The 18,827-nt window shown below is 58.6% G+C and carries 17 protein-coding genes and 3 pseudogenes; 9 read left to right on the plus strand and 11 right to left on the minus strand.

All coding sequences use genetic code 11. The features are described from left to right. Window positions 1–106: 106 nt before the first annotated feature. A complete protein-coding gene (locus GFM02_RS27390; protein WP_168267827.1) occupies window positions 107–2,503 on the minus strand; it encodes a patatin-like phospholipase family protein in 2,397 nt (798 codons plus the stop codon). 174 nt (window positions 2,504–2,677) lie between these two features. Beyond that, window positions 2,678–4,624, minus strand: coding sequence for a glucosaminidase domain-containing protein (locus GFM02_RS27395; RefSeq protein WP_168267826.1), 1,947 nt, complete (start codon window positions 4,622–4,624; stop codon window positions 2,678–2,680). Window positions 4,625–5,039: 415 nt separating this feature from the next. On the opposite strand from GFM02_RS27395, the pseudogene GFM02_RS35245 reads away from it, so the two are divergent. The 4 genes and pseudogenes from GFM02_RS35245 to GFM02_RS27415 form a co-directional block, all read left to right on the plus strand. Continuing rightward, window positions 5,040–5,162: pseudogene (locus tag GFM02_RS35245) on the plus strand (magnesium chelatase domain-containing protein); the annotation flags it as partial. A 168-nt stretch (window positions 5,163–5,330) separates the two neighbouring features. Next, on the plus strand, window positions 5,331–6,197 hold the full coding sequence (locus GFM02_RS27405; protein WP_168267824.1) for a hypothetical protein: 867 nt from the start codon (window positions 5,331–5,333) through the stop codon (window positions 6,195–6,197). A gap of 55 nt (window positions 6,198–6,252) precedes the next feature. Continuing rightward, a pseudogene (locus GFM02_RS27410) lies at window positions 6,253–6,525 on the plus strand (hypothetical protein); the annotation flags it as partial. A 14-nt stretch (window positions 6,526–6,539) separates the two neighbouring features. Continuing rightward, window positions 6,540–7,610, plus strand: a complete 1,071-nt coding sequence (locus tag GFM02_RS27415) for a DUF4037 domain-containing protein (protein WP_168267822.1) — start codon at window positions 6,540–6,542, stop codon at window positions 7,608–7,610. Window positions 7,611–7,983: 373 nt separating this feature from the next. Here the strand turns inward: GFM02_RS27415 and GFM02_RS27420 are convergent, their stop codons facing one another. From GFM02_RS27420 to GFM02_RS27430, 3 genes are all read right to left on the minus strand, one after another. Continuing rightward, window positions 7,984–8,667, minus strand: a complete 684-nt coding sequence (locus GFM02_RS27420; protein WP_168267820.1) for a hypothetical protein — start codon at window positions 8,665–8,667, stop codon at window positions 7,984–7,986. A gap of 111 nt (window positions 8,668–8,778) precedes the next feature. Beyond that, window positions 8,779–9,741 carry a cysteine synthase A gene (gene cysK, locus GFM02_RS27425; RefSeq protein ID WP_028740563.1) on the minus strand — a complete coding sequence of 321 codons (963 nt, stop codon included), beginning with the start codon at window positions 9,739–9,741 and terminating at the stop codon, window positions 8,779–8,781. Window positions 9,742–9,885: 144 nt separating this feature from the next. Then, on the minus strand, window positions 9,886–10,503 hold the full coding sequence (locus GFM02_RS27430) for a LysE family translocator (protein ID WP_168323366.1): 618 nt from the start codon (window positions 10,501–10,503) through the stop codon (window positions 9,886–9,888). Between the two features lie 254 nt (window positions 10,504–10,757). Between GFM02_RS27430 and GFM02_RS27435 the strand changes: the two genes are divergently transcribed. Beyond that, window positions 10,758–11,276 carry a Dps family protein gene (locus GFM02_RS27435; protein ID WP_168323367.1) on the plus strand — a complete coding sequence of 173 codons (519 nt, stop codon included), beginning with the start codon at window positions 10,758–10,760 and terminating at the stop codon, window positions 11,274–11,276. Between the two features lie 79 nt (window positions 11,277–11,355). Here the strand turns inward: GFM02_RS27435 and GFM02_RS27440 are convergent, their stop codons facing one another. Then, window positions 11,356–12,270 carry a DMT family transporter gene (locus GFM02_RS27440; RefSeq protein ID WP_205930484.1) on the minus strand — a complete coding sequence of 305 codons (915 nt, stop codon included), beginning with the start codon at window positions 12,268–12,270 and terminating at the stop codon, window positions 11,356–11,358. Window positions 12,271–12,369: 99 nt separating this feature from the next. Here GFM02_RS27440 and GFM02_RS27445 point away from each other — a divergent pair, with 99 nt between their 5' ends. Then, entirely contained in the window at window positions 12,370–12,834 is a 465-nt protein-coding gene (locus GFM02_RS27445; RefSeq protein WP_168323369.1) for a winged helix-turn-helix transcriptional regulator, read from the plus strand. Between the two features lie 4 nt (window positions 12,835–12,838). On the opposite strand, the gene GFM02_RS27450 is transcribed toward GFM02_RS27445, so the two are convergent. After that, window positions 12,839–13,738: a GNAT family N-acetyltransferase gene (locus tag GFM02_RS27450; RefSeq protein WP_168323370.1), complete on the minus strand. Its 900-nt coding sequence runs from the start codon at window positions 13,736–13,738 to the stop codon at window positions 12,839–12,841. After that, window positions 13,738–14,208, minus strand: coding sequence for a dUTP diphosphatase (gene dut, locus GFM02_RS27455; protein WP_168323371.1), 471 nt, complete (start codon window positions 14,206–14,208; stop codon window positions 13,738–13,740). The genes GFM02_RS27450 and dut overlap by 1 nt, the downstream gene beginning before the upstream one ends. Before the next feature lie 91 nt (window positions 14,209–14,299). On the opposite strand from dut, the gene GFM02_RS27460 reads away from it, so the two are divergent. Beyond that, window positions 14,300–15,883, plus strand: a complete 1,584-nt coding sequence (locus tag GFM02_RS27460) for a peptide chain release factor 3 (RefSeq protein ID WP_168304508.1) — start codon at window positions 14,300–14,302, stop codon at window positions 15,881–15,883. Between the two features lie 30 nt (window positions 15,884–15,913). On the opposite strand, the gene GFM02_RS27465 is transcribed toward GFM02_RS27460, so the two are convergent. Next, on the minus strand, window positions 15,914–16,804 hold the full coding sequence (locus tag GFM02_RS27465; RefSeq protein WP_168323372.1) for a LysR substrate-binding domain-containing protein: 891 nt from the start codon (window positions 16,802–16,804) through the stop codon (window positions 15,914–15,916). Between the two features lie 114 nt (window positions 16,805–16,918). Here GFM02_RS27465 and GFM02_RS27470 point away from each other — a divergent pair, with 114 nt between their 5' ends. Beyond that, entirely contained in the window at window positions 16,919–17,626 is a 708-nt protein-coding gene (locus GFM02_RS27470; protein WP_168323373.1) for a glutathione S-transferase family protein, read from the plus strand. Between the two features lie 46 nt (window positions 17,627–17,672). Here the strand turns inward: GFM02_RS27470 and GFM02_RS27475 are convergent, their stop codons facing one another. Beyond that, window positions 17,673–18,059 (minus strand): RidA family protein, encoded by a 387-nt coding sequence (locus GFM02_RS27475; RefSeq protein WP_168323374.1) that lies wholly within the window; start codon window positions 18,057–18,059, stop codon window positions 17,673–17,675. A 28-nt stretch (window positions 18,060–18,087) separates the two neighbouring features. On the opposite strand from GFM02_RS27475, the gene GFM02_RS27480 reads away from it, so the two are divergent. After that, window positions 18,088–18,669, plus strand: a complete 582-nt coding sequence (locus GFM02_RS27480; RefSeq protein WP_168323378.1) for an Lrp/AsnC family transcriptional regulator — start codon at window positions 18,088–18,090, stop codon at window positions 18,667–18,669. Window positions 18,670–18,695: 26 nt separating this feature from the next. On the opposite strand, the pseudogene GFM02_RS27485 reads toward GFM02_RS27480, so the two are convergent. After that, window positions 18,696–18,827, minus strand: a pseudogene (locus GFM02_RS27485) (IS481 family transposase); the annotation flags it as partial.

Consider the following 18,827-nt stretch of genomic DNA (forward strand, 5'->3'; position numbering starts at 1 on the left):
CGTATTGCTCAATTGCTGAAGTCTCAAGGAGAAACTCCCACGAGTGCGTGGCGCTCTTATATGTCGAATACAGCGATTTAATAACGTCGGCGCGGTCCTTTTTGGCTTACGAAAGCTCCTCCAAACGCTGGGTAAAAGTGTCGATCATCTCCTTGGGAAGGTTCAGCCGCTTCAGCGCATCGCCCACCGTCTTTGACCAATCGCCTGGGCGCTCATCTGGCTGCGCGACCTCATCAACACCCGTGAAAAATCCTCGTGTCGCGTGAAAGCCCAGTGCTCTGTAGACCTCAAACTGTTCTTCACTGAAAAACTGGTCCAAAGTGGTCTCGTGTGGATAAGTCGGATTCCGCGCCTTGTAATCTATAATGTAGTCATTCTCGTCTCCCGTTATCGAGGACTTGATATAGAAAAGTAGACCAAATTCATTTTGTCCATAATGGATGATGCCGATTGCACCGTGCGGGCCTTTCGCACCCTCACATTCTTCCCGGAGACCAATCACTTTGGATGTCGCCAGGGCTCGCTTTGCTATTTTTTTCCAAGGTAAGTCGATCCTAATCCCCAAGTCGATCCGCGCAATGATCTGCAGTTTTACGAATGAGTCGAACGTCATATTCGGGTCTGCCTCCCCGTCGACGGCTACAATCACCTTGCACCGGCGCCGCAGAAGTTCGTAAATCCCTAAATTCTCTATATGTCCGCCGTCAGTTAGGTAGACGTTGTACCTCGTTTCGTTCATTCGACCGGAAGCCTCGGTGGCAAAATACCAAGTGCCAATGTTGGCCATCAGCCTTGTTTTCCAACTTGCGAATTTTTCGAGCTGGTTCGGATTTGCCAACCAATACCCAAGCCGAACATTGAGCATGGAAAGACTGAATGTCAGGATGGGAATTGTATGGTTGCCCATATTGGCTGACGCAGCCGCGCCCGATGTAGCCATCGCAGTGGCAAGGCTCAAATTTGTTACAGCTTCAACGTCTTTAGTTCTGGCATACCCGGTTGACTGGCTGCCAATGAACAATGGGCTGAAAATGAAATTATCAGCGTTTCTCCCGCGCTTATTTAAATCCTTCGACCCCGCCATGTTGATGGCAGTGTTCACAAGGAGGTACGGCGAGAAAGATGCACCAAACCGCCAATCGACAGGAATGTCGGCTCGGGAAGCACTAGTAGGCTGCTTAAGCGACGAAAACGTCCAGTTTCCTACGTCAACGCCATCGTCGGAGCGTGGATTTGACCTGGTAAACAAGAAGGCCTTGCTCAGCCGATCACGATATAACTGATGAAGCGAATTGGAGTTCGGCCCCAGGAACAGACACACAAAGATCAAGAAGAGAGCTGCCCAGAGATAGGCGGATGCAATCGGCCCAAGACGCTCGATTGTTGGTAGGATTAAGAAGATTTGCAGCTCAGGGACGTGCTTCAGCCAATTCGGGGCATTAGGGTTCGTAGCATAATCATCGGTTCGTACCGCCCAGTAGGCGAGATAGAGGTACGCAATCCATAGAAGCACTGGCACAACCAGTGCTGAGATGTAGAGCCCCAGGAGGCTTGCTCGTTTCTTTAGCTCAGCACTCCAGGTGTCTTCTCCTATTGCGCCTTTCACAACGCTTGCGAGCTTCTCAGCAACGGCGACAAGAATGCCTGCGATCGGGGCAAACACTGCTGCAATTGTGGGTAATATCTGACCAAAGGCTTTTAGCACGCCCCCGACACCAAATGACGGCAGCTCCGAATAACCACCCGCCGAAAACATCCCGGCGATTATGAGCGGCTGCAATTCCGCGAACGCCGAGATGAAGATCGTGGCACCCAGGCCCCCAAGGTAAAGACCAAGACGCATGCGCGTGTCCAGTGTGCTCGTACGGAAGGTTTTCGACGTGATCAGCGCACTGACAAAAGTGATGGCGGTGGCCAGTAAAACCAGATTCGTGGTAAGCGTGAAGCCTTTAAAGGCCGCAACATTAGCGATCGGAAAAGGAAGCTGTTCAAGAGGAAAACCAAAGAAATCGGGCTGCGCCAAGCTTGCTATCGTCGGCGAACACGCAACCGTAAGGACAGCCAGCAACAATATCAAGGGCATCACAATGACCGCATTTACCGTCAGGCCACGCAGCACAAGAGCAAGGCTGGTCAGATAATCGATGAACCCATTCGGCACTAAGAAATTCGAGAAATTACGGAGATGCTTGGTTTCCTCAGTCTCATCCGAATCTAGCTTGCTCGCGAACGGGTAAGTGTAAGGCGCCTGCATCAGGCCGGCCACGATCGAAGTGCCCATATAGCCGCCGCCCGAGACGGTGGAAATGTAATCGAGTGCATCGAAGACCTGATTCTCATTGTCGGGTCTCAATGAATCCAACGCCTGAGTGACACCCAACGAGAAAGCTGCACATCGGTTTCCGCCTCCGGATAAGGTGAGACCGCATAAGTCCGGGACGTCACCATCATCATCAATGGTGTCAGCTGGCAGCAGTTCTAGGAGAGGGGTATCTGGGCTCATCCGACAATCCACGAGCTTCCCCTGCTCGATCATCCTACGACGAAATCGGATTACACTACGCTCGCTTGCAAAAATCTGATGAAAGCTAAATGACATCGTCCCTCCAAGCAAGTTGAGGACTCACCAGTGTGTGAAAAATGCGCGTGCGGGTCGCTTGACCGAAGTCAGCCACCGTCATCTATTGAGATTGCTGCCATCGCGATGTTCCTGCACACGCGCCTGCGATATTTTCGATCCGAAGTAGTGTGCCAACACGCCAATCGCGAGTGAGGCTACCGAGCCACCAAACCCAGGTATGAAACTCGCGGCGATCGAGGCGAGGCCTTGCGCCACCGGTTCAAGATTTGGGCTTCCTTGGAAGATTGGGGTGACCAGATCAAATACGGTCCTCGTAGTTTGGAGAGTGTGAGCAGGCACAACGTCGGAAAGGAGCGGTTGAAGCTGTTGAATCACGGAGGGTAGGTCAGAACCTTTAAACGCCTTAAGCGCGTCCGAAATCGATACGGCATTCTGCCTAAGCTGATCTAATTGAACGGGATTGGTGAGCAATGCGGGATTTGCAAGAAATGACTGCAGGTTGGTCAAAAATGCTTCCAGTCCTGGCGCCACAGTCGAAGTAGAGCCGGCACTGTTCACCACCGCACTGTTGCCGATGCCCATCAGCCCAATCGCCCCTGTAATCCATCCCAGCAGCTTGGTCCGCTTCGCTTCCAAGACGGTAGTCGATCCAAGTTTGCTGAGGTCGTCTTCCGTTGCACTTAGTCGAGCCCGGTCTAGGGGCCTTGGCGGGGCCCTATTGAGACGCGACATCGTCTGATCGTCGGCAATGCCTGTTATCTTGATCCCGTTGTCAGCTTGAAAGGCTGTCACAGCACCTCTGGTAAGGCTTCCAAACCGACCGTCAATATCACCAACGCTGTATCCGGCAGTTTTCAGCATCTGCTGGAGCCCGCGAACGTTCTCCCCTTCGTCTCCAAATTTCATTCCGTACGAGGTCGAGACGCCAGTGCTATCGGGCTGATTGGTCTCAGCATCAACGTCGGGAACCTTGACCGAGGTAGCTGCAACATCATAATCAGTCAGATCGTATTGCCCTATGAGCTTGATGAGTTTTGAACCGTATTTGGGATCAGTTGCGTAGGCGCCGGTCAGCGCGTCCGCGAAAGCAAGCGGATCTTCCCGGACTTCCATCGCCTTCCTGTAATAGGGCGAGGTCGCGAGCAATCGGCCGTGCTGCGAAAACGCTTCGTCGAAATTCGCAAACTTCCGAAAGCGAGCGATTTCCACCCTGTCTTGCCCATTCACATGTTCAACGGTTCGTGCTTTGATGCACGGCTCGTCACCCTTCGCCTTGATGCCGAAAGGATTGTTGGAACCGGGCGGCATCCGCTTTCCAAACCCGCTCTCCAAGATGAACTGAGCGAGTGTCACGGACGCTGGGACGCCCCAAACTCGGTCCGACGCTTGTGCTCCCCCAATGACATCAGCCGTCAAACCCAAATCTGGACGCGCTCGCACGGTTATAAATTTGGGATTAGAGACGCTTCCATACGTTGGACTGTCATCGGTGTTGTCCTCATCAGGCAGCTTCTCAAGAGCCGGTCGCAAAGCTGCCCTAGCGGGGATCGGTGGAGCTTTCTGAACCCCCTCCCAACCCGCAATCGCGGCCGCGACATGCTCCGCCCATTGTTCGTCGCCCCCGGGCGGGTAGTCTCCCGCCTGCAATTGTTCAATCGTTGTGCCCGCATACTGTAAGTGTGGAGACTCCCAACTGAGCGGCTCTAGGCTATGTTGACGACCGATGTCGTGCAACCTCTGCCACATTTTGGCGTACTGCCGCTTATCTTCCCAACTCCACTTCCCGTTGATGAAAAGGACAAAATCTGCGGCAAGTCCGTATTGGTGATAGGATTCCCAAGCTTCAGCGTTCGTGACTTTATCGCCGGGAATCTCCCGACCCTGGCGGTAGAGATATCGCTGCCTCTCAGGTGTTCGAAACGCTTCAAATACCTTGAACGGCAATTTCTCTTGATCGAGCTGCGTGAGGACCAGTCTTACGTTTTCACGAATGATTGGATGCAAGACCGACAGGTCCTGTTGCCTAGATGTATCTGACGACACGCCCACCCCTCCAGATTGCCGAACGCCCACTGATCAATAATAAACACGCCTATAAGTGGCATCATAATATTATTGTGACAATAATCTAGCTGTATTTTTAGAAGGAAAGCGAAACATCGCAGCAGGACAATAAAAATAGCTATCCATTCCATGGAGAAATCTTATTGTCTGCGAACATTTCAATGAACGCAAAGCTCTAAGTTTTATCTAATCTGTATCGAAAGAAATAAATTGATTACATTTGGATAAGCGAAGTTTTTGAACGAAATTTGCAAAGTAGAAATATTGATTGCGGGTGAGGTAGATTCACTCGAACTTTCTGAAATCTTCAGCGAGAAATAAGGTGCATATCGCAGGAAGTTGAGAGGAAAAAAACGCCTGAGCGCTCTGCCAGACTACATTAATCCACCCCATGATCCAGATCGTCGGCCTGCCTGACAAGGCGGTGGCCGAAAGCCGCGAGCGCGTGCAGGCAGCCCTCCACGCCTCCGGCCTGGCGCTGCATGCTAGGCGGTGGGCCATTCGGCTGCTGGCTGCTAGACGAGAACCTATTCGACCGTAGGCGTGCCAGGGGGTACACGGGGCTGCGCGAGGGAGCTACCCTGATCATGCTGTAGAAGAAATTTCCGCCGGAAATATTTTGAACGGGGTTGTATTCGTGCAGTCTCCAACCATTACTTGGTCATGTAGCAAGAAGCGGGGGCTTATGGCTGACTACCTTTCCAATTTGTGGCACATAGTTCCATGGGTCTCGCTGACACCTTTTATCGGCGCCATTGCAACAATTATCGCAGCCACCTTAGCTGCTCTGGTTGTCATTTCGCAGAATGCTAAGCAGGCGAGACGTGCCACCGTACAACTCAGGCATACCGAGGCGCTTAAACTGAAAATGCGCGTGTACGAAGAGATTGTCGGCCTTTGTCGTGAAGCAGGTGATGCGGAAGTGTCCTATTCTTCCTACGCTAGTGGCTTTGTGATCGACCTGACGCTCTATAGGGAGATGACACGAGCGGGTCTAAGTTGGGGCTTGCCGAAGGCCAGGGCACTGAGCTTGTTCGAGAAGCAGGCATATTTCAGTAAGGCGGTGATAGCCTTGATTAGCTTGGCGGAGCGGTGGGGCGTTATTCATCCCGGCCTTGAGATGTACCGCTTGGCGTTCAATGTCGCTCTGCACGATGCGGAAATTGCGTTTGACCCATACCGCAGTCTGGTCATTCGCTTCATGCCAGCAGAGATCCCGAATAGCCCTGAGCAGGGATCGCTCTTTCCTTGGACCATGCCAGACGACGCCACTATTCAAACTCTCAAAGTCGCGACCGACGCGCTCATCAAGGCGATCGATAGCTTCGGTGGTTTCATGTACGACTTTCAAATCGACATGCAGAACCTTCTCGTTGGTGAGTTATTCGAACATCGGATCGCTCCCCGCCAGCCGCTTGACCCTAAGATCGTGGTCGCTCGCCTTGATGATTGGGAAAAGCTGAAAGCCTATTTCGAAAACAGCACGGCGTGGGGGAAGATGAAGAATGCAATCGACGCGCAGGTCCGCAAAGCAAACGAAGTTGCGGGGTAGCTGTAGCCGTCACTTTATGGCAGGACACCTTCGACATTTTCGGTCGGGAAGGTATATTCGCATTGAAGTACCTGCCGTCTCCGCCGCCGATCTGATCCGGCCGATGGCGGCTGAAACCAGCGTCGACGTTGCGCGCCGCGTCGGCCGCATCCATCTCGCCGAAGCCATCTCCCACCGCATCGCCGGCGAAAGGCTGACGGCGGCGGCGCAGGAAGAGGGCGCGCCGAGCGGCCCGATATCCTGTGAAGATAACTGCAGAGTCATCCTTGAGCCCGCCGGTCTTGATGCTGGACTTCGCAGTGTCCGCAAAGGATCATGTGCGGCCTGAACGGAGGAGCGGTCATGCAGGGGATTGAGTTATCGCGTCGCTTCTACGCGGACATTGTCAGGCCCTGGTTAATCAATGTTGCGCCGGAACTCCCACATTCAGCGGCGTTGATTGGATTTGGATCGGAACTGCTTGGTTTAGACGACGAGGTGTCCAGGGATCACAACTGGGGCCCCCGGGTCCACGTCTTCTTGCACACCGATGGATTCAATGACTATGCCCGACGGTTGATCGTTGAGTTCACCAAGGTATCGCCCACCAGCTACCTTGGTGAACCTATTGGGTGGCGCAGCCGCCCGCATCCTCCTGCGAATGGCCCGGAGGCGGCAGGCGCCATTGAGCATGGACTCGAATTCCACACCCTTGAGGCTACGCTGGAACGGCTTCTGGCCGTTCGGTCCGCCGACAACCTTGCTCCCTTGCAGTGGCTGGGCTTCGCCGAACAGCGGCTGCTCGCCTTCACGGGAGGTGCCGTTTTCCACGATGACGACAAACGGCTGACACGCGCCCGAACGGCACTGGCCTATTTCCCTGACGACGTGTGGCTTTACAAAATCGCCTGCCAGTGGCGGCGTATTGCCGAGGAGCAGGCCTTTGTCGGCCGAGCGGGACAGGTTGGCGACGATCTGGGGTCCCGCCTGGTTGCGAGCCGGCTCGTGCGTGACATCATGCGGATGGGTTTCCTCCTCGAGCGCCGCTATGCGCCGTACGCGAAGTGGTTTGGCAGTGCGTTCGGGAAACTGCCGCTTGCCGAAACCCTGTCACCGCTGTTGCAGCGGGTCTTGCTGGCTGAGGGATGGCGGGAGCGCGGAGAGACACTCGCTTCGGCCTATCTTGCGCTGGCACGTCGCCAATTGGCGGACGGCATCGGCGGCAAGGTCGAGCCGGTCATCGGTCCATACTTCGAACGCCCCTTCACGACGATCAATGCCGACGATCTGGTCGAGGCAACCCTCAAGGGGATACGGGACCCCTTGGTCAAAGAACTTCCGGTCGTCGGCGCCCTGGACCAGGTGAGCGATCTGACCCCCGTGCTCGAGGATCCGTCCGGGTCACAACGGATGATCACCGCGCTGCTAGGCTGACGCGCGTGGTTACAGCCGGTCTCAACTTCGCTTTGGGAGAATGATCCCTCATAGCCATGCCCCGTCCAGCATACCGGGTCGACCGGAAGGCAGAAACCTCCAACCCAACCGTGACCGTGGCAAACTTATCGCATGCGACCCCTTCGGTATCCCATCAACGTCACGTTGGACGGTTGCTGCGATCATCGTGTGATGGTCCCGGACGAAGACTTGCATCGTCACGCGGCCGAGACCCTTGCGCGGGCCGATGTCCCTGGCGGCCGTTTGCGCGGACGGGAGTGAGGCCTGATTGGATGGAGCCCGTCGCCCCGATGCGAGTTGTCCTAATTCAAGGGCGCGCAACCAATTGATAAAATTCTGAGAATTTAAGCACTCACAGATCGTGTCGTGCATCCCACAGTTTCACGCGACGATGTTGGCCAGTTTCCTCGTAATGTTTCCAGTCTTTCAGCCGCTCGATGCCTTCACCTTGCGTAATGCCGTAACGCGCCAGATATGCCGAGACTTCTGACGGCGAAGGGGTCGAGCCGATATCCACGTGTGGAAATTCCTGACGGAAATTCGTGAACGCCTCAAGTTCGCTCTGCGATGGATTTGCCGGAACCGCCTGAGAAACCCACCAATAGTAATCGTAAGTGTCGAAGGCTCGTTGCGAGGAAATTGCATCCTTCACGCGTTCGTCAGGAATGCCAATGGCCCTCAGTTCCTTGTCGATGTTGGATATGAACTCGCGCTTTTTCTCCGAGGATAGACCGAGCATTCGGTTGCTCATCGAAATCTGCTCGACACTGATTTTCCCAAATAGCTCGGCTATCCGTTGCAACTGTGTGACGGTCGCCTGCGCTTCTGCCAGTTTCTGTTCCAGTTCCGCTTTAATGCCGGTCGTGCCGAAATTCAGGTTCTTCAAGTCGCGCAAGCGAGTGGCTAGTACGGCGAAGGCGATCATAAAACCGACAGCAGTGTAGCGAGCAGGCGAATCGATAAATAGGAAATAGACGAACAGCGCCAACAGAATTGGCGCTGCTACGAGAGCACCGATACGAACAGGATCTTTCATCTGGCACCTTTTCGGGTTTGGCCCGACCGAAATCAGCAGTCTGAGGCGGGTGCCGAAGCGCCCAATGACCCAGGAATATGAGTGACCGGAAAGCCCCGGCCAAGCCCTGCCTCAGCTCCCGAGCCCCTCAAACAGCGCCGTCGAGAGATAGCGCTCGGCGAAGGAGGGGATGATGATGACGATGTTCTTGCCGGCGTTCTCGGGACGGATGCCGACCTTGATAGCGGCGGTCAGCGCAGCACCCGAGGAGATGCCGACCGGCACGCCTTCGAGCCGGGCAACCAGGCGCGCCTGTTCGAAGGCCTCGTCGTTGGTCACGGTGACGACCTCGTCATAGATGCCGGTATCGAGGATCTTCGGCGCGAAGCCGGCGCCGATGCCCTGGATCTTGTGCGGGCCGGGATTGCCGCCGGAGAGGATCGGCGAGTCGGCCGGCTCGACGGCGATGATCTTGATCTCGGGCTTGCGGCTCTTCAGCACCTGGCCGACGCCGGTGATCGTGCCGCCGGTGCCGATGCCGGAGACGACGATGTCGACCGTGCCGTCGGTATCGTTCCAGATTTCCTCGGCCGTCGTCTTGCGGTGGATTTCGGGATTATCAGGATTTTCGAACTGCTGCGGAATGACGGCATCGGCAAGCGACGATGCCAGTTCTTCGGCCTTGGCGATGGCGCCCTTCATGCCCTTTGGCCCCTCGGTCAACACCAGCTCGGCGCCGAGCAGCGCCAGCATCTTGCGGCGCTCGACCGACATTGTCTCCGGCATGGTGAGGATCAGCCGATAACCCTTGGCGGCGGCGGCAAAGGCGAGCGCGATGCCGGTGTTGCCCGAGGTCGGCTCGATCAGCACCGTCTTGCCGGGGGTGATCTTGCCCTGGGCTTCGAGGCCCTCGATCATCGCGACGCCGATGCGGTCCTTCACGGAGGCGATCGGGTTGAAGAATTCGAGCTTGCCGATCAGGTTCGCCACGACGCCCTTTTCCCGCGCCAGCTTGTCGAAGCGCACGAGCGGCGTGTCGCCGATGGTCTCGGTGATCGAGGAATAGATGCGGCCGCGGCCGGGCTTGTGCGACATGGGTGCCTCCCTTTGAAATCCTGTCTCTGAAATCGAGGAGGAGAATAGGATCAAAGGCCGGTCTAGGCCAGCCCGTGTTCATCCCGGGGAGACGGTCCTCGGAGAAAATAACCTTTGAAAACCGGTTCTTGCCGAATGTTTATTTCAGGCGGCCCGCGTGGCGATGAAGGCGGCCGTGCCGGCGAGGATGCCTGATGCAACCCGGTTCAGCGCCTGCAAGGCCCGCGGCTGCTTCAGCATCGTGCGGGCCCGCGAGGCAAGCAGCATATAGGGCACGAGCACGACGATCAGCACCACGAAGGTGGTGGCCAGCAGGAGCGCATAGTCTCGCAGGCCGATATTGCCGATATCGATCAGCGTCGGCACCAGGGCGACATAGAAGAGCATCGTCTTCGGATTGCCGAGCGTCACCAGCAGGCCGGAGAGGAAGGATAGGCCGATATTGGTGGATTTCCGTGCCGCGATATCCTGCGGCAACAATCCTGCCGTCCAGAGTTTCCAGGCGATGTAGCCGAGATAGAGGGCGCCGGCGATCTTGATTGATATGAACACCTCGGTGAAGGTCTGCGCCACGAAGGCAAGGCCGAGAATGACCGCTGTCAGATAGGTCATGTCGCCGAGCACCAGGCCGAGGCCCATGAAGAAGGTCTCGCGGAAATTCGAGCCGAGCGCGCGTGCGACGATCGCGGTGATCCCCGGTCCCGGAATGGCCGCGGCGATGAACAGCGCTCCGGCATAGGTCAGCAAGGCGGCAAGGCTCATGATGCGCTCCCTTCTTTTTCCCGCTGTTTTATATCCGGTGCCTGCAACCATCAATCCACGGGGGTTGATGGATGCATCACCGGCAAGAATGCTTGCTCGCCGGTTGCCCACGACCTTGAAGAACTGCGAGCCTCCCGTATTTGTTGCGGTGAAGAACTCCGCTGGGCACTCATCGTCACGGCCGTCTTCATCAACATGTCATCGTCGCCCTATCAGGTCCCCCATATCGCTTCGTCACCCCAAGGAGAAAACGGATGTCCCCCACACAGGCCGAGAAGACCAGACTTGCGCCCCTGAAGACGCCTTCGGATCTGCCGACCAATGCCATCACCGATATTTCGGCAGCGCTGACCGCGCTGCTCGCCGATGTCTTTGCGCTCTATCTCAAGACCAAGAATTTCCACTGGCACATGTCCGGCCCGCATTTTCGCGACTATCATCTGCTGCTCGACGAACAGGCAGAGCAGATCTTCGCCATGACCGACGACATTGCCGAGCGTGCCCGTAAGATCGGTGGCACGACACTGCGCTCCATCGGCCAGATCGCTCGCCAGCAGCGCATTTCGGACAACGACGCGGATTTCGTCACGCCCGAGGACATGTTGTCGGAACTGCGCGATGATAACGCTCAGCTCGTTTCGCTGCTGCGCGAGGTGCATGACCTCTGCGACGAGCATAATGACGTCGCGAGCGCCAGCCTGATCGAGAACTGGATCGACGAGGCCGAGCGCCGCACCTGGTTCCTGTTCGAAACCACGCGCGGCCAGAAATAATATCGGCAGGTCCCGGGCAGCATGCCATGCCCAGGCATGCTTGCCATGCCCAGGCGTGCTTGCCACGCCCGCCCGGTTCTCAGCTCTCCAGCGCCCGCGGCCGCAGCCACCGCGGCGTCCAGCCGAGATTCATGCCGGCGGCGGCAAGGAGAATGATCGCCGCACCCAATATCTGCATCGGCTGCAGTGCATGGCCGAAGGCCAGCCGGTCGACGAGGATCGCCGCGATCGGATAGATGAAGGACAGAGCGCCTGTCAGATGCGTCGGCAGCCTCTGGATTGCGCCGTAGAGCAGAACATACATCAGCCCGGTATGGACGACGCCGACGGTCACGAGGATCGTCCAGCTGCCGACATCACTTGGCGGATGGGAAAAGTCGGTCATCGGCGCCAGCATCAGCATGCCGGTTGCGACCTGGATGAGCGCGATCAGGTGCGGCGGCGTGCCTTTCAGCCATTTCGCGGCAAGGGCTGCAAGCGCATAGAAGAAGGCAGCACCGAGTGCCATCAGGATACCGAGGCCGTAGCCGTCGAATGCAGCGCCGCCCGCACCGGGTTTTGCCTGGACGATCGCCACCATGCCGGCGAAGGCGAGCGCCAGCCAAAACAGCTTGGTCGCGGTGATCTTCTCGCCGAGAAAGAGCGCGCCGAGCACCAGCAGCATGAAAGGCTGGGTGTTATAGACAGTCGTGGCGATCGAGATCGTCGCATGCGAATAGGAGGCAAACAGCAGCAGCCAGTTCAAGACGATGGCGATACCGCCGAAAATGGCGATGCCGAAGGCGCGCAGCGTGATGATGCCGGGCCGCAACAGCCCGAGAGCGCCGCAGATGACGAGCAGAGTCAGCGCGCCGAACAGGCAGCGCCAGAAGACCACGCCGCTGACCGGCTGGCCCGACATGACGACGAACCAGCCGATCGTCCCCGAGATCAGCATCGCCGCCGTCATTTCCACCGTGCCTCTTTTGATGTCGCTGCCCATGATTGCCTCCATTTCGGTGGCATAAGAATATTGCGGCGAGGAGTGATTTTATATAAGGATAAGAAGGAGAAATGTCGATATGACATAATAAAGCAAGGAAAAGAGATCGCCGTGGCTAATGATGTGCAATCGCTCGACGAAATCGATCAGGCCATTCTGGAGGCGCTGGCCGGCAATGCGCGGATCTCGCTGAAGGAACTGGCCCAGCAGGTCGGCCTGTCCTCGCCGAGTGCCGCCGAGCGCCTGCGCCGGCTGGAGGAGCGCGGCGTCATCAAGGCCTTCACCATCGATCTCGATCCCGCCGCCATCGGTTATCCCCTGCAGGCGATCGTGCGCGTGCGTCCGCTGCCGGGACAGCTGCACATCGTCGAGCGCATCATCGAGGAAATTCCCGAAATCATCGAATGCGACAAGGTAACGGGTGATGATTGTTTTATCGCCCGCCTGGTCATCCGCTCGATGGCCGACCTCGACGGCATCCTCGACCGGGTTGCCGAAAGGGCGGAGACCAACACCGCGATGATCAAAGCCTCACCTGTCAAGCGCCGCCTGCCGCCGCTTTCGCGCCGGAAATAGGGGGTTAGAATTCCGCCATCGGCGACAGCATAGCCGGAACATCTGGAGCGACGTCGCCAAGCCCGCGCAGCATCAGCCTCATGCCGCTTTCCAACGGCTGTGGAGCACCCTCCCAGCCGAGCTTGTCGGGACGGAAAAGCACCTCGACGGAGGCAGGGGCGAACTCCAGCCCGCCGAGGATTACTGCAAGCGACGGTATCTCCGCAGCCACGACGTCGATAAGGCTGAAGCGGCCGGCCTCGTCGATCTTCCAGGCGATGACCGCCTGCCGGTCTTCGAGGAAGCTGACACGGACATCCGGATCAAGCTGGGTGTTGATCAGAAACATCGCCGCATTGACTGTGACCGCCAGCGAGGTTGAAACCGGGCTTCGTCTTTTCAGCAGCGATTGCAGCAGGGCAAGATCATCCGCGTTTGTCGGCAAAAGCGGCCGGGCAGGTGCGGCTGGTGTCGAAGGGGCGGGTGCCGCTCCTTCATATCGGTGCAGCGCTATCGCGCGGAAACCGTAGGGCTCGTAGAGCGACGGCTTGTCGGTATAGAGGATGATGGCTTCGAAACCTTGCTTCTCGCACCAGTCGAGTGCTTTCACCGTGACGTCGCGATAGAGGCCGCGGCCGCGCCATGACGGCCGCACCGCGCCGGATTGCAGCCCGGCGGCATGGACGCTCCTGCCATTGAGGACGAAGGGCAGTGCAAAGGCTGAAATATTGGCCGCAAGTTCGCCTTCGGCATCAAACCAGCCGAAGGGCATGCTGGTGGGATCATGTCCGCCAAGCTGCTGCAGCGGCCCGATATCGATGCCGAAAATATCCTTGAGCAGGCAGACCAAAGCCGCCCAGCCGGCAGGATCGCCGAAATAGTCCTGCCGGAAGGTCAGGCCGGCACTGTCGAGGCGCTCTGCCATCAGACGCCGGTGGAGCCGAAGCCGCCTGCGCCGCGCACCGTTTCGCTGGCCGCGGTGATCTCGGCCACCCGCGCCTGGGTGACCGGCGCGATCACCATCTGGGCGATGCGCATGCCGCGTGAGATGACGAAGGGCTCCTCGCCGAGATTGACCAGCAGCACCTTCACCTCGCCGCGATAGTCGCTGTCGACGGTGCCCGGTGAATTCAGGCAGGTGATGCCGTTTTTGAAGGCCAGGCCGGAGCGTGGCCGCACCTGTCCCTCGAAACCTTCGGGGATCTCGAAGATGAAGCCGGTCGGCACCAGAGCCCGCTTGCCGGGCAGAAGCGTCAGCGGCGCTGCCTCGTCGACGGCAGCGCGCAGGTCCAAACCGGCCGCTCCCTTGCTTTCATAGGCGGGCAGGTCGAGGCCTTCGCCATTGGCTAAGCGGATCAGGTTCAGCGTCGGGCGCGTATTGTGATGAATGGTCATGGCCCATTACTTTGCGCCCGAGGGCCCGAGGTCAATTGCATTGCCGGGCTTTAATCGCTAGATACGCGGCAATTCCACAGGATTTACAAGCATGGCCGAAAGTCTCGCCGAGGCGGTCTCCCGCCGCCGCACATTCGCTATTATCGCCCACCCGGACGCGGGTAAGACGACGCTCACCGAAAAGCTGCTGCTGTTCGGCGGCGCCATTCAGCTTGCCGGCGAAGTCAAGGCGAAGAAGGATCGCATGCAGACGCGCTCCGACTGGATGAAGATCGAGCGCGAACGCGGCATCTCCGTCGTCACCTCGGTGATGACCTTCGAATATAACGATAATGTCTTCAACATCCTCGACACGCCGGGTCACGAGGATTTCGCCGACGACACCTATCGCACGCTGACGGCCGTCGACGCCGCCGTCATGGTCATCGATGCCGCCAAGGGCATCGAGCCGCGCACGCTGAAGCTCTTCGAAGTCTGCCGCATGCGCGATATTCCGATCATCACCTTCATCAACAAGATGGACCGCGAAAGCCGCGATCCCTTCGAGATCCTCGACGAGGTGGAAGAGAAGCTGGCGCTGGATACGGCGCCGATCACCTGGCCGATCGGCCGCTCGAAGACCTTTTGCGGCTCGTACAATATCGCCGCCAACACGGTGCGCGGTTCGGATACCGAAATCGAGGGAACGCCGGTCAACGGCCCGCAAAGCGTGGCCGGCAGACTGCCGGAAAACGAGCGCCAAGTCTTCATCGAGGAGACGGAGCTGGCGATCGAGGCCTGCCGTCCCTTCGACCGCCAAGCCTTCCTGGAAGGTCATATGACGCCGGTCTTTTTCGGCTCGGCGTTGCGCAATTACGGCGTTCGCGACCTCATCAACGCGCTCGGCGATTTTGCGCCGCCGCCGCGTGACCAGGTCGCCGATACCAGGACCGTGCATGCGACCGACGACAAGATGACGGCCTTCGTCTTCAAGATCCAGGCCAACATGGACCCCAACCACCGCGACCGCATCGCCTTTGCCCGCATCTGCTCCGGCAAGCTCGAACGCGGCATGAAGGCAAGGCTTGCCCGCACCGGCAAGCAGCTCGGCCTGACGGCACCGCAATTCTTTTTCGCCTCGCAGCGCCAGCTCGCCGACACCGCCTATGCCGGCGACGTCGTCGGCATTCCCAACCACGGCACGCTCCGGATCGGCGATACGCTGACCGAGGGTGAATCGCTGGTCTTCCAGGGCGTACCGAACTTCTCGCCGGAGATCCTGCGCCGCGTGCGTCTGGAAGACGCGATGAAGGCGAAGAAGCTCAAGGAAGCCCTGCAGCAGATGGCCGAGGAAGGCGTCGTCCAGCTGTTTTCGCCGGAAGACGGCTCGCCGGCGATCGTCGGCGTCGTCGGCGCCCTGCAGCTCGACGTCTTGAAGGAGCGGCTGATGGCCGAATACGGCCTGCCGGTCTCCTTCGAAATGTCACGTTTCTCCGTCTGCCGCTGGATCTCGGCCGATCAGCCGGCCGATCTCGAAAAATTCCTCACCGTCAAGCGCGGCGATATCGCCCGCGATCTCGACGGCGATCCGGTCTTCCTCGCCCAGGACGGCTTCTCGCTGCGTTACGAATCCGAGCGCCATCCGGCGATCAAGATGGTCGCGATCAAGGAATATCACGCCGCCAAGGCGGCGTGATCACTAAACTCCAGGAAGTACGAAGCGGTTCTACCCAGCGAGCCGTTCCGCCAGGAAGTCGACGACGGCGCGCACCGCCGGCAGCTGGCCGCGCCGGTGCGGCATCAGGATCGTCGTCTCGATGCTGCCTGCCGTCCATTCCGGCAGCACCCGCACCAGCCGCCCGTCTGCCAGCGCCTTGCGGCAGACGGATGTCGGCAGGCAGGTGATGCCGAGCCCCGACATGGCCATTTCCATCAAGACATAGGGCTCATCCGCGGCCATGACGGAATGCAGCGTGACAAGAGCCTCGTCGCCACCCGAATAGAGCCGCCACTGGTCCTCCGTCAGGCTGGTCATGATCGTCGCGTGCTGTGCCAGCTCCTCCGGCCGACGCGGTTCGCCACGGGCACTCACATAATCCGGCGAGGCGAGGATGAAGAAAGGATGGCTGGCGAGCTTGCGCTGCACCAGCGCCGAATCCGGCAGCGGGGTGCGGTGGCTGCGCAGCGCGATGTCGAACCCCTCCTGGACGATATCGACGAAACGGTCCGTCACGTGCACGGAGAGCCGGAGCTTCGGATAGCGCGCCGCCAGCGCCGGCAGATGCTCCGTCAAGGTAAACTGCGCCGTTGGCACCGAGGCGGTCAGGCGAACGCTGCCGGCGGGTTCGGCCAGATGCCGCCGCACGATGCCCTCGGCCATCTCCGCCTCGATGATCGAGGCCTGGGCATGCTGGAAGAATTCCCGGCCGAGCTCGGTCAGCGCGAAGCTTCGCGACGTGCGCTGGATCAGCCGGACGCCAAGCCGTGCCTCCAGCTCCGCAACCCGCTTGCTCACCGTCGATTTCGGAATGCCGAGATGCCTTGCGGCGGCCGTAAAACTGCCGCTGTCGACGGCCTGCACGAAAAGATGAAGGTCGTTGAGGTTGAAGAGCGCCATTGCCAGCTTCCAGATATGTGGACATTGCGATGCATTTATAGACTCTACCGCAAGATCGTCCACATCCGCACATTCATCGCGTCCAAACGGGTTCAATTCTGAAAGGAACGATTGATGTCACCCATATTGTTTTACGGCGTCCCTGAAGGCTGCTCCTTCGGCTCGATCGTCGCGCTGGAATGGTCCGGCCTGCCTTATCGGCTCTGCCGCGTCGAGATGCCGGAAATAGTCTCCAGCGAAGAATATAAGCGGATCAACATGGTCGGCGAAACGCCGTCGCTGCTGCTCGAAGATGGCAGGGCGATCAGCGAAAGCATGGCGATCTTGCACCATATCGGCGCCCGCACGATCGGCAGCGGTCTTGGCCTTGCGCAGGGTTCGGCGGATTTCGACCGCCTGAACCAGATGCTCGCCTTTCTCAACACCACCTTCTTCCAGGCCTTCGGCCCGCTCTGGTATGCGATCGAGCATCCAATGGAGCCCGAGGAGAAGCAGGTCCTCACGGCCTATGGCATCGCCGCGGTCGAAAAGGCGCATCATAGGCTGGAAAGTCTGTTCGATGGCCGCGAATGGCTTCTCGGCAACGGCCCGAGCCTGGCGGACGCCTATTTCGTCGGCATCGCCCGCTGGAACGATTTCCACAAGGTCGTCGACCGCCGGCAGTTTCCCGGCCTGCATCGCCTCTATGAACGCATGCAGCAGGAGCCGGCCGTGCGTTTTGCCCATGCAATCGAGCATCGGCAGGAGGCGAAAAGCAGCGGCGGTTTCCGCGGTGAGGTCGATCTGGCCGAGGCGCTCGGCCTGTTGAAACAGGCGGCCTGATCGCCGCAGCCGTCACACCCCGGGGGGTGTGACGGCCATTTGCCGATCAGCCGGCGGCGACGATCTCGATCTCGACCAGCCAGTCGTCGCGCAGCGTTTCGACGATGATCGCCGTGGTCGGCACGGCGCGGCCGTCGAGTGCCCGAAGACGGGCATTCTGGTTCGCTTCCATAAAGGCGCCGTCGCGCAAATAGCTCGTCAGTCGCACGATATTCTCCACCGTCATATCAGCGGACGTGAGGATGGTGCGCAGATTGGACCAGATGAGCTCCAATTGCCCATCCAGATCGGCCGCCGCCATTCCCTGTTGATCGAGACCCATGGTACCGCTGACGAAGAGCAGCCGGGACGGTTGCCTGACCTCCAGCGCATGGATGTAATCAGGGCTCGCTGCATAGATCCCGTTTGCTGGATTGTGCGCGATCATCTCCATGAGATTCCTCCTCATTCCGAATATTCTATTGAAGAATGCCAGTATCGGCGATTATTCTTCGGCGGAAAGGGGAGTTTGCGGAATGGCGAAAAATACAGAGGATCTTCGGCAGGGACGCAGGCAGCAGGCTGTCATCGATGCATTCGACCGAAGAATATTAGCCGCGCTCGCCGCCGACAGCAGCCAGAGCTATGCCAGGCTTGGCGAAGCGGTTGGCCTCTCGGCGCCGGCCGTGCATGAGCGGGTGCGCCGCCTGAGACAATCCGGCGCCATCAAGGGCGTGCATGCCGCACTCGATGGCGCAGCGCTTGGCAAACCGCTGCTTGCCTTCGTGCATGTGGAGGCGGCGGGCTGGGGCAAGAGCGAGCGGCTGATGCAGCTCCTCCAGTTTCCCGAGGTCGAGGAGATGCATTCGGTCGCCGGCGACGCCAGCGTTCTCTTCAAGGTCCGCACCGCCAGCCCGCAGGCCTTGGAAGCTTTTCTCGCCCAGATCCACGCCGTTCCCGGTGTCACCGGCACCCGCAGCTATATTGCGCTTTCCACCTATCTGGAGCGTCCGGTACAGGCTGGCGTCACCGATAGCTGGCCTGATATGCCTCTGCCGGAATAAAGGCGGGATGTTAAGCCGAGGCCAGCCTAGATGTTTAGTCCCGGCATTTGATGGATAGGATCGATGATGAATCGATCTGGCTCGGAAGTCCACCTTTTGCAGATGAACTCGAAGGGGGTGAGGCCCTTTAGTGTCTTGAGCCTGCGCCCAAAATTGTA

This window comes from Rhizobium leguminosarum bv. viciae (assembly GCF_012276115.1).
GTDB classification, from domain to species: domain Bacteria; phylum Pseudomonadota; class Alphaproteobacteria; order Rhizobiales; family Rhizobiaceae; genus Rhizobium; species Rhizobium leguminosarum_T.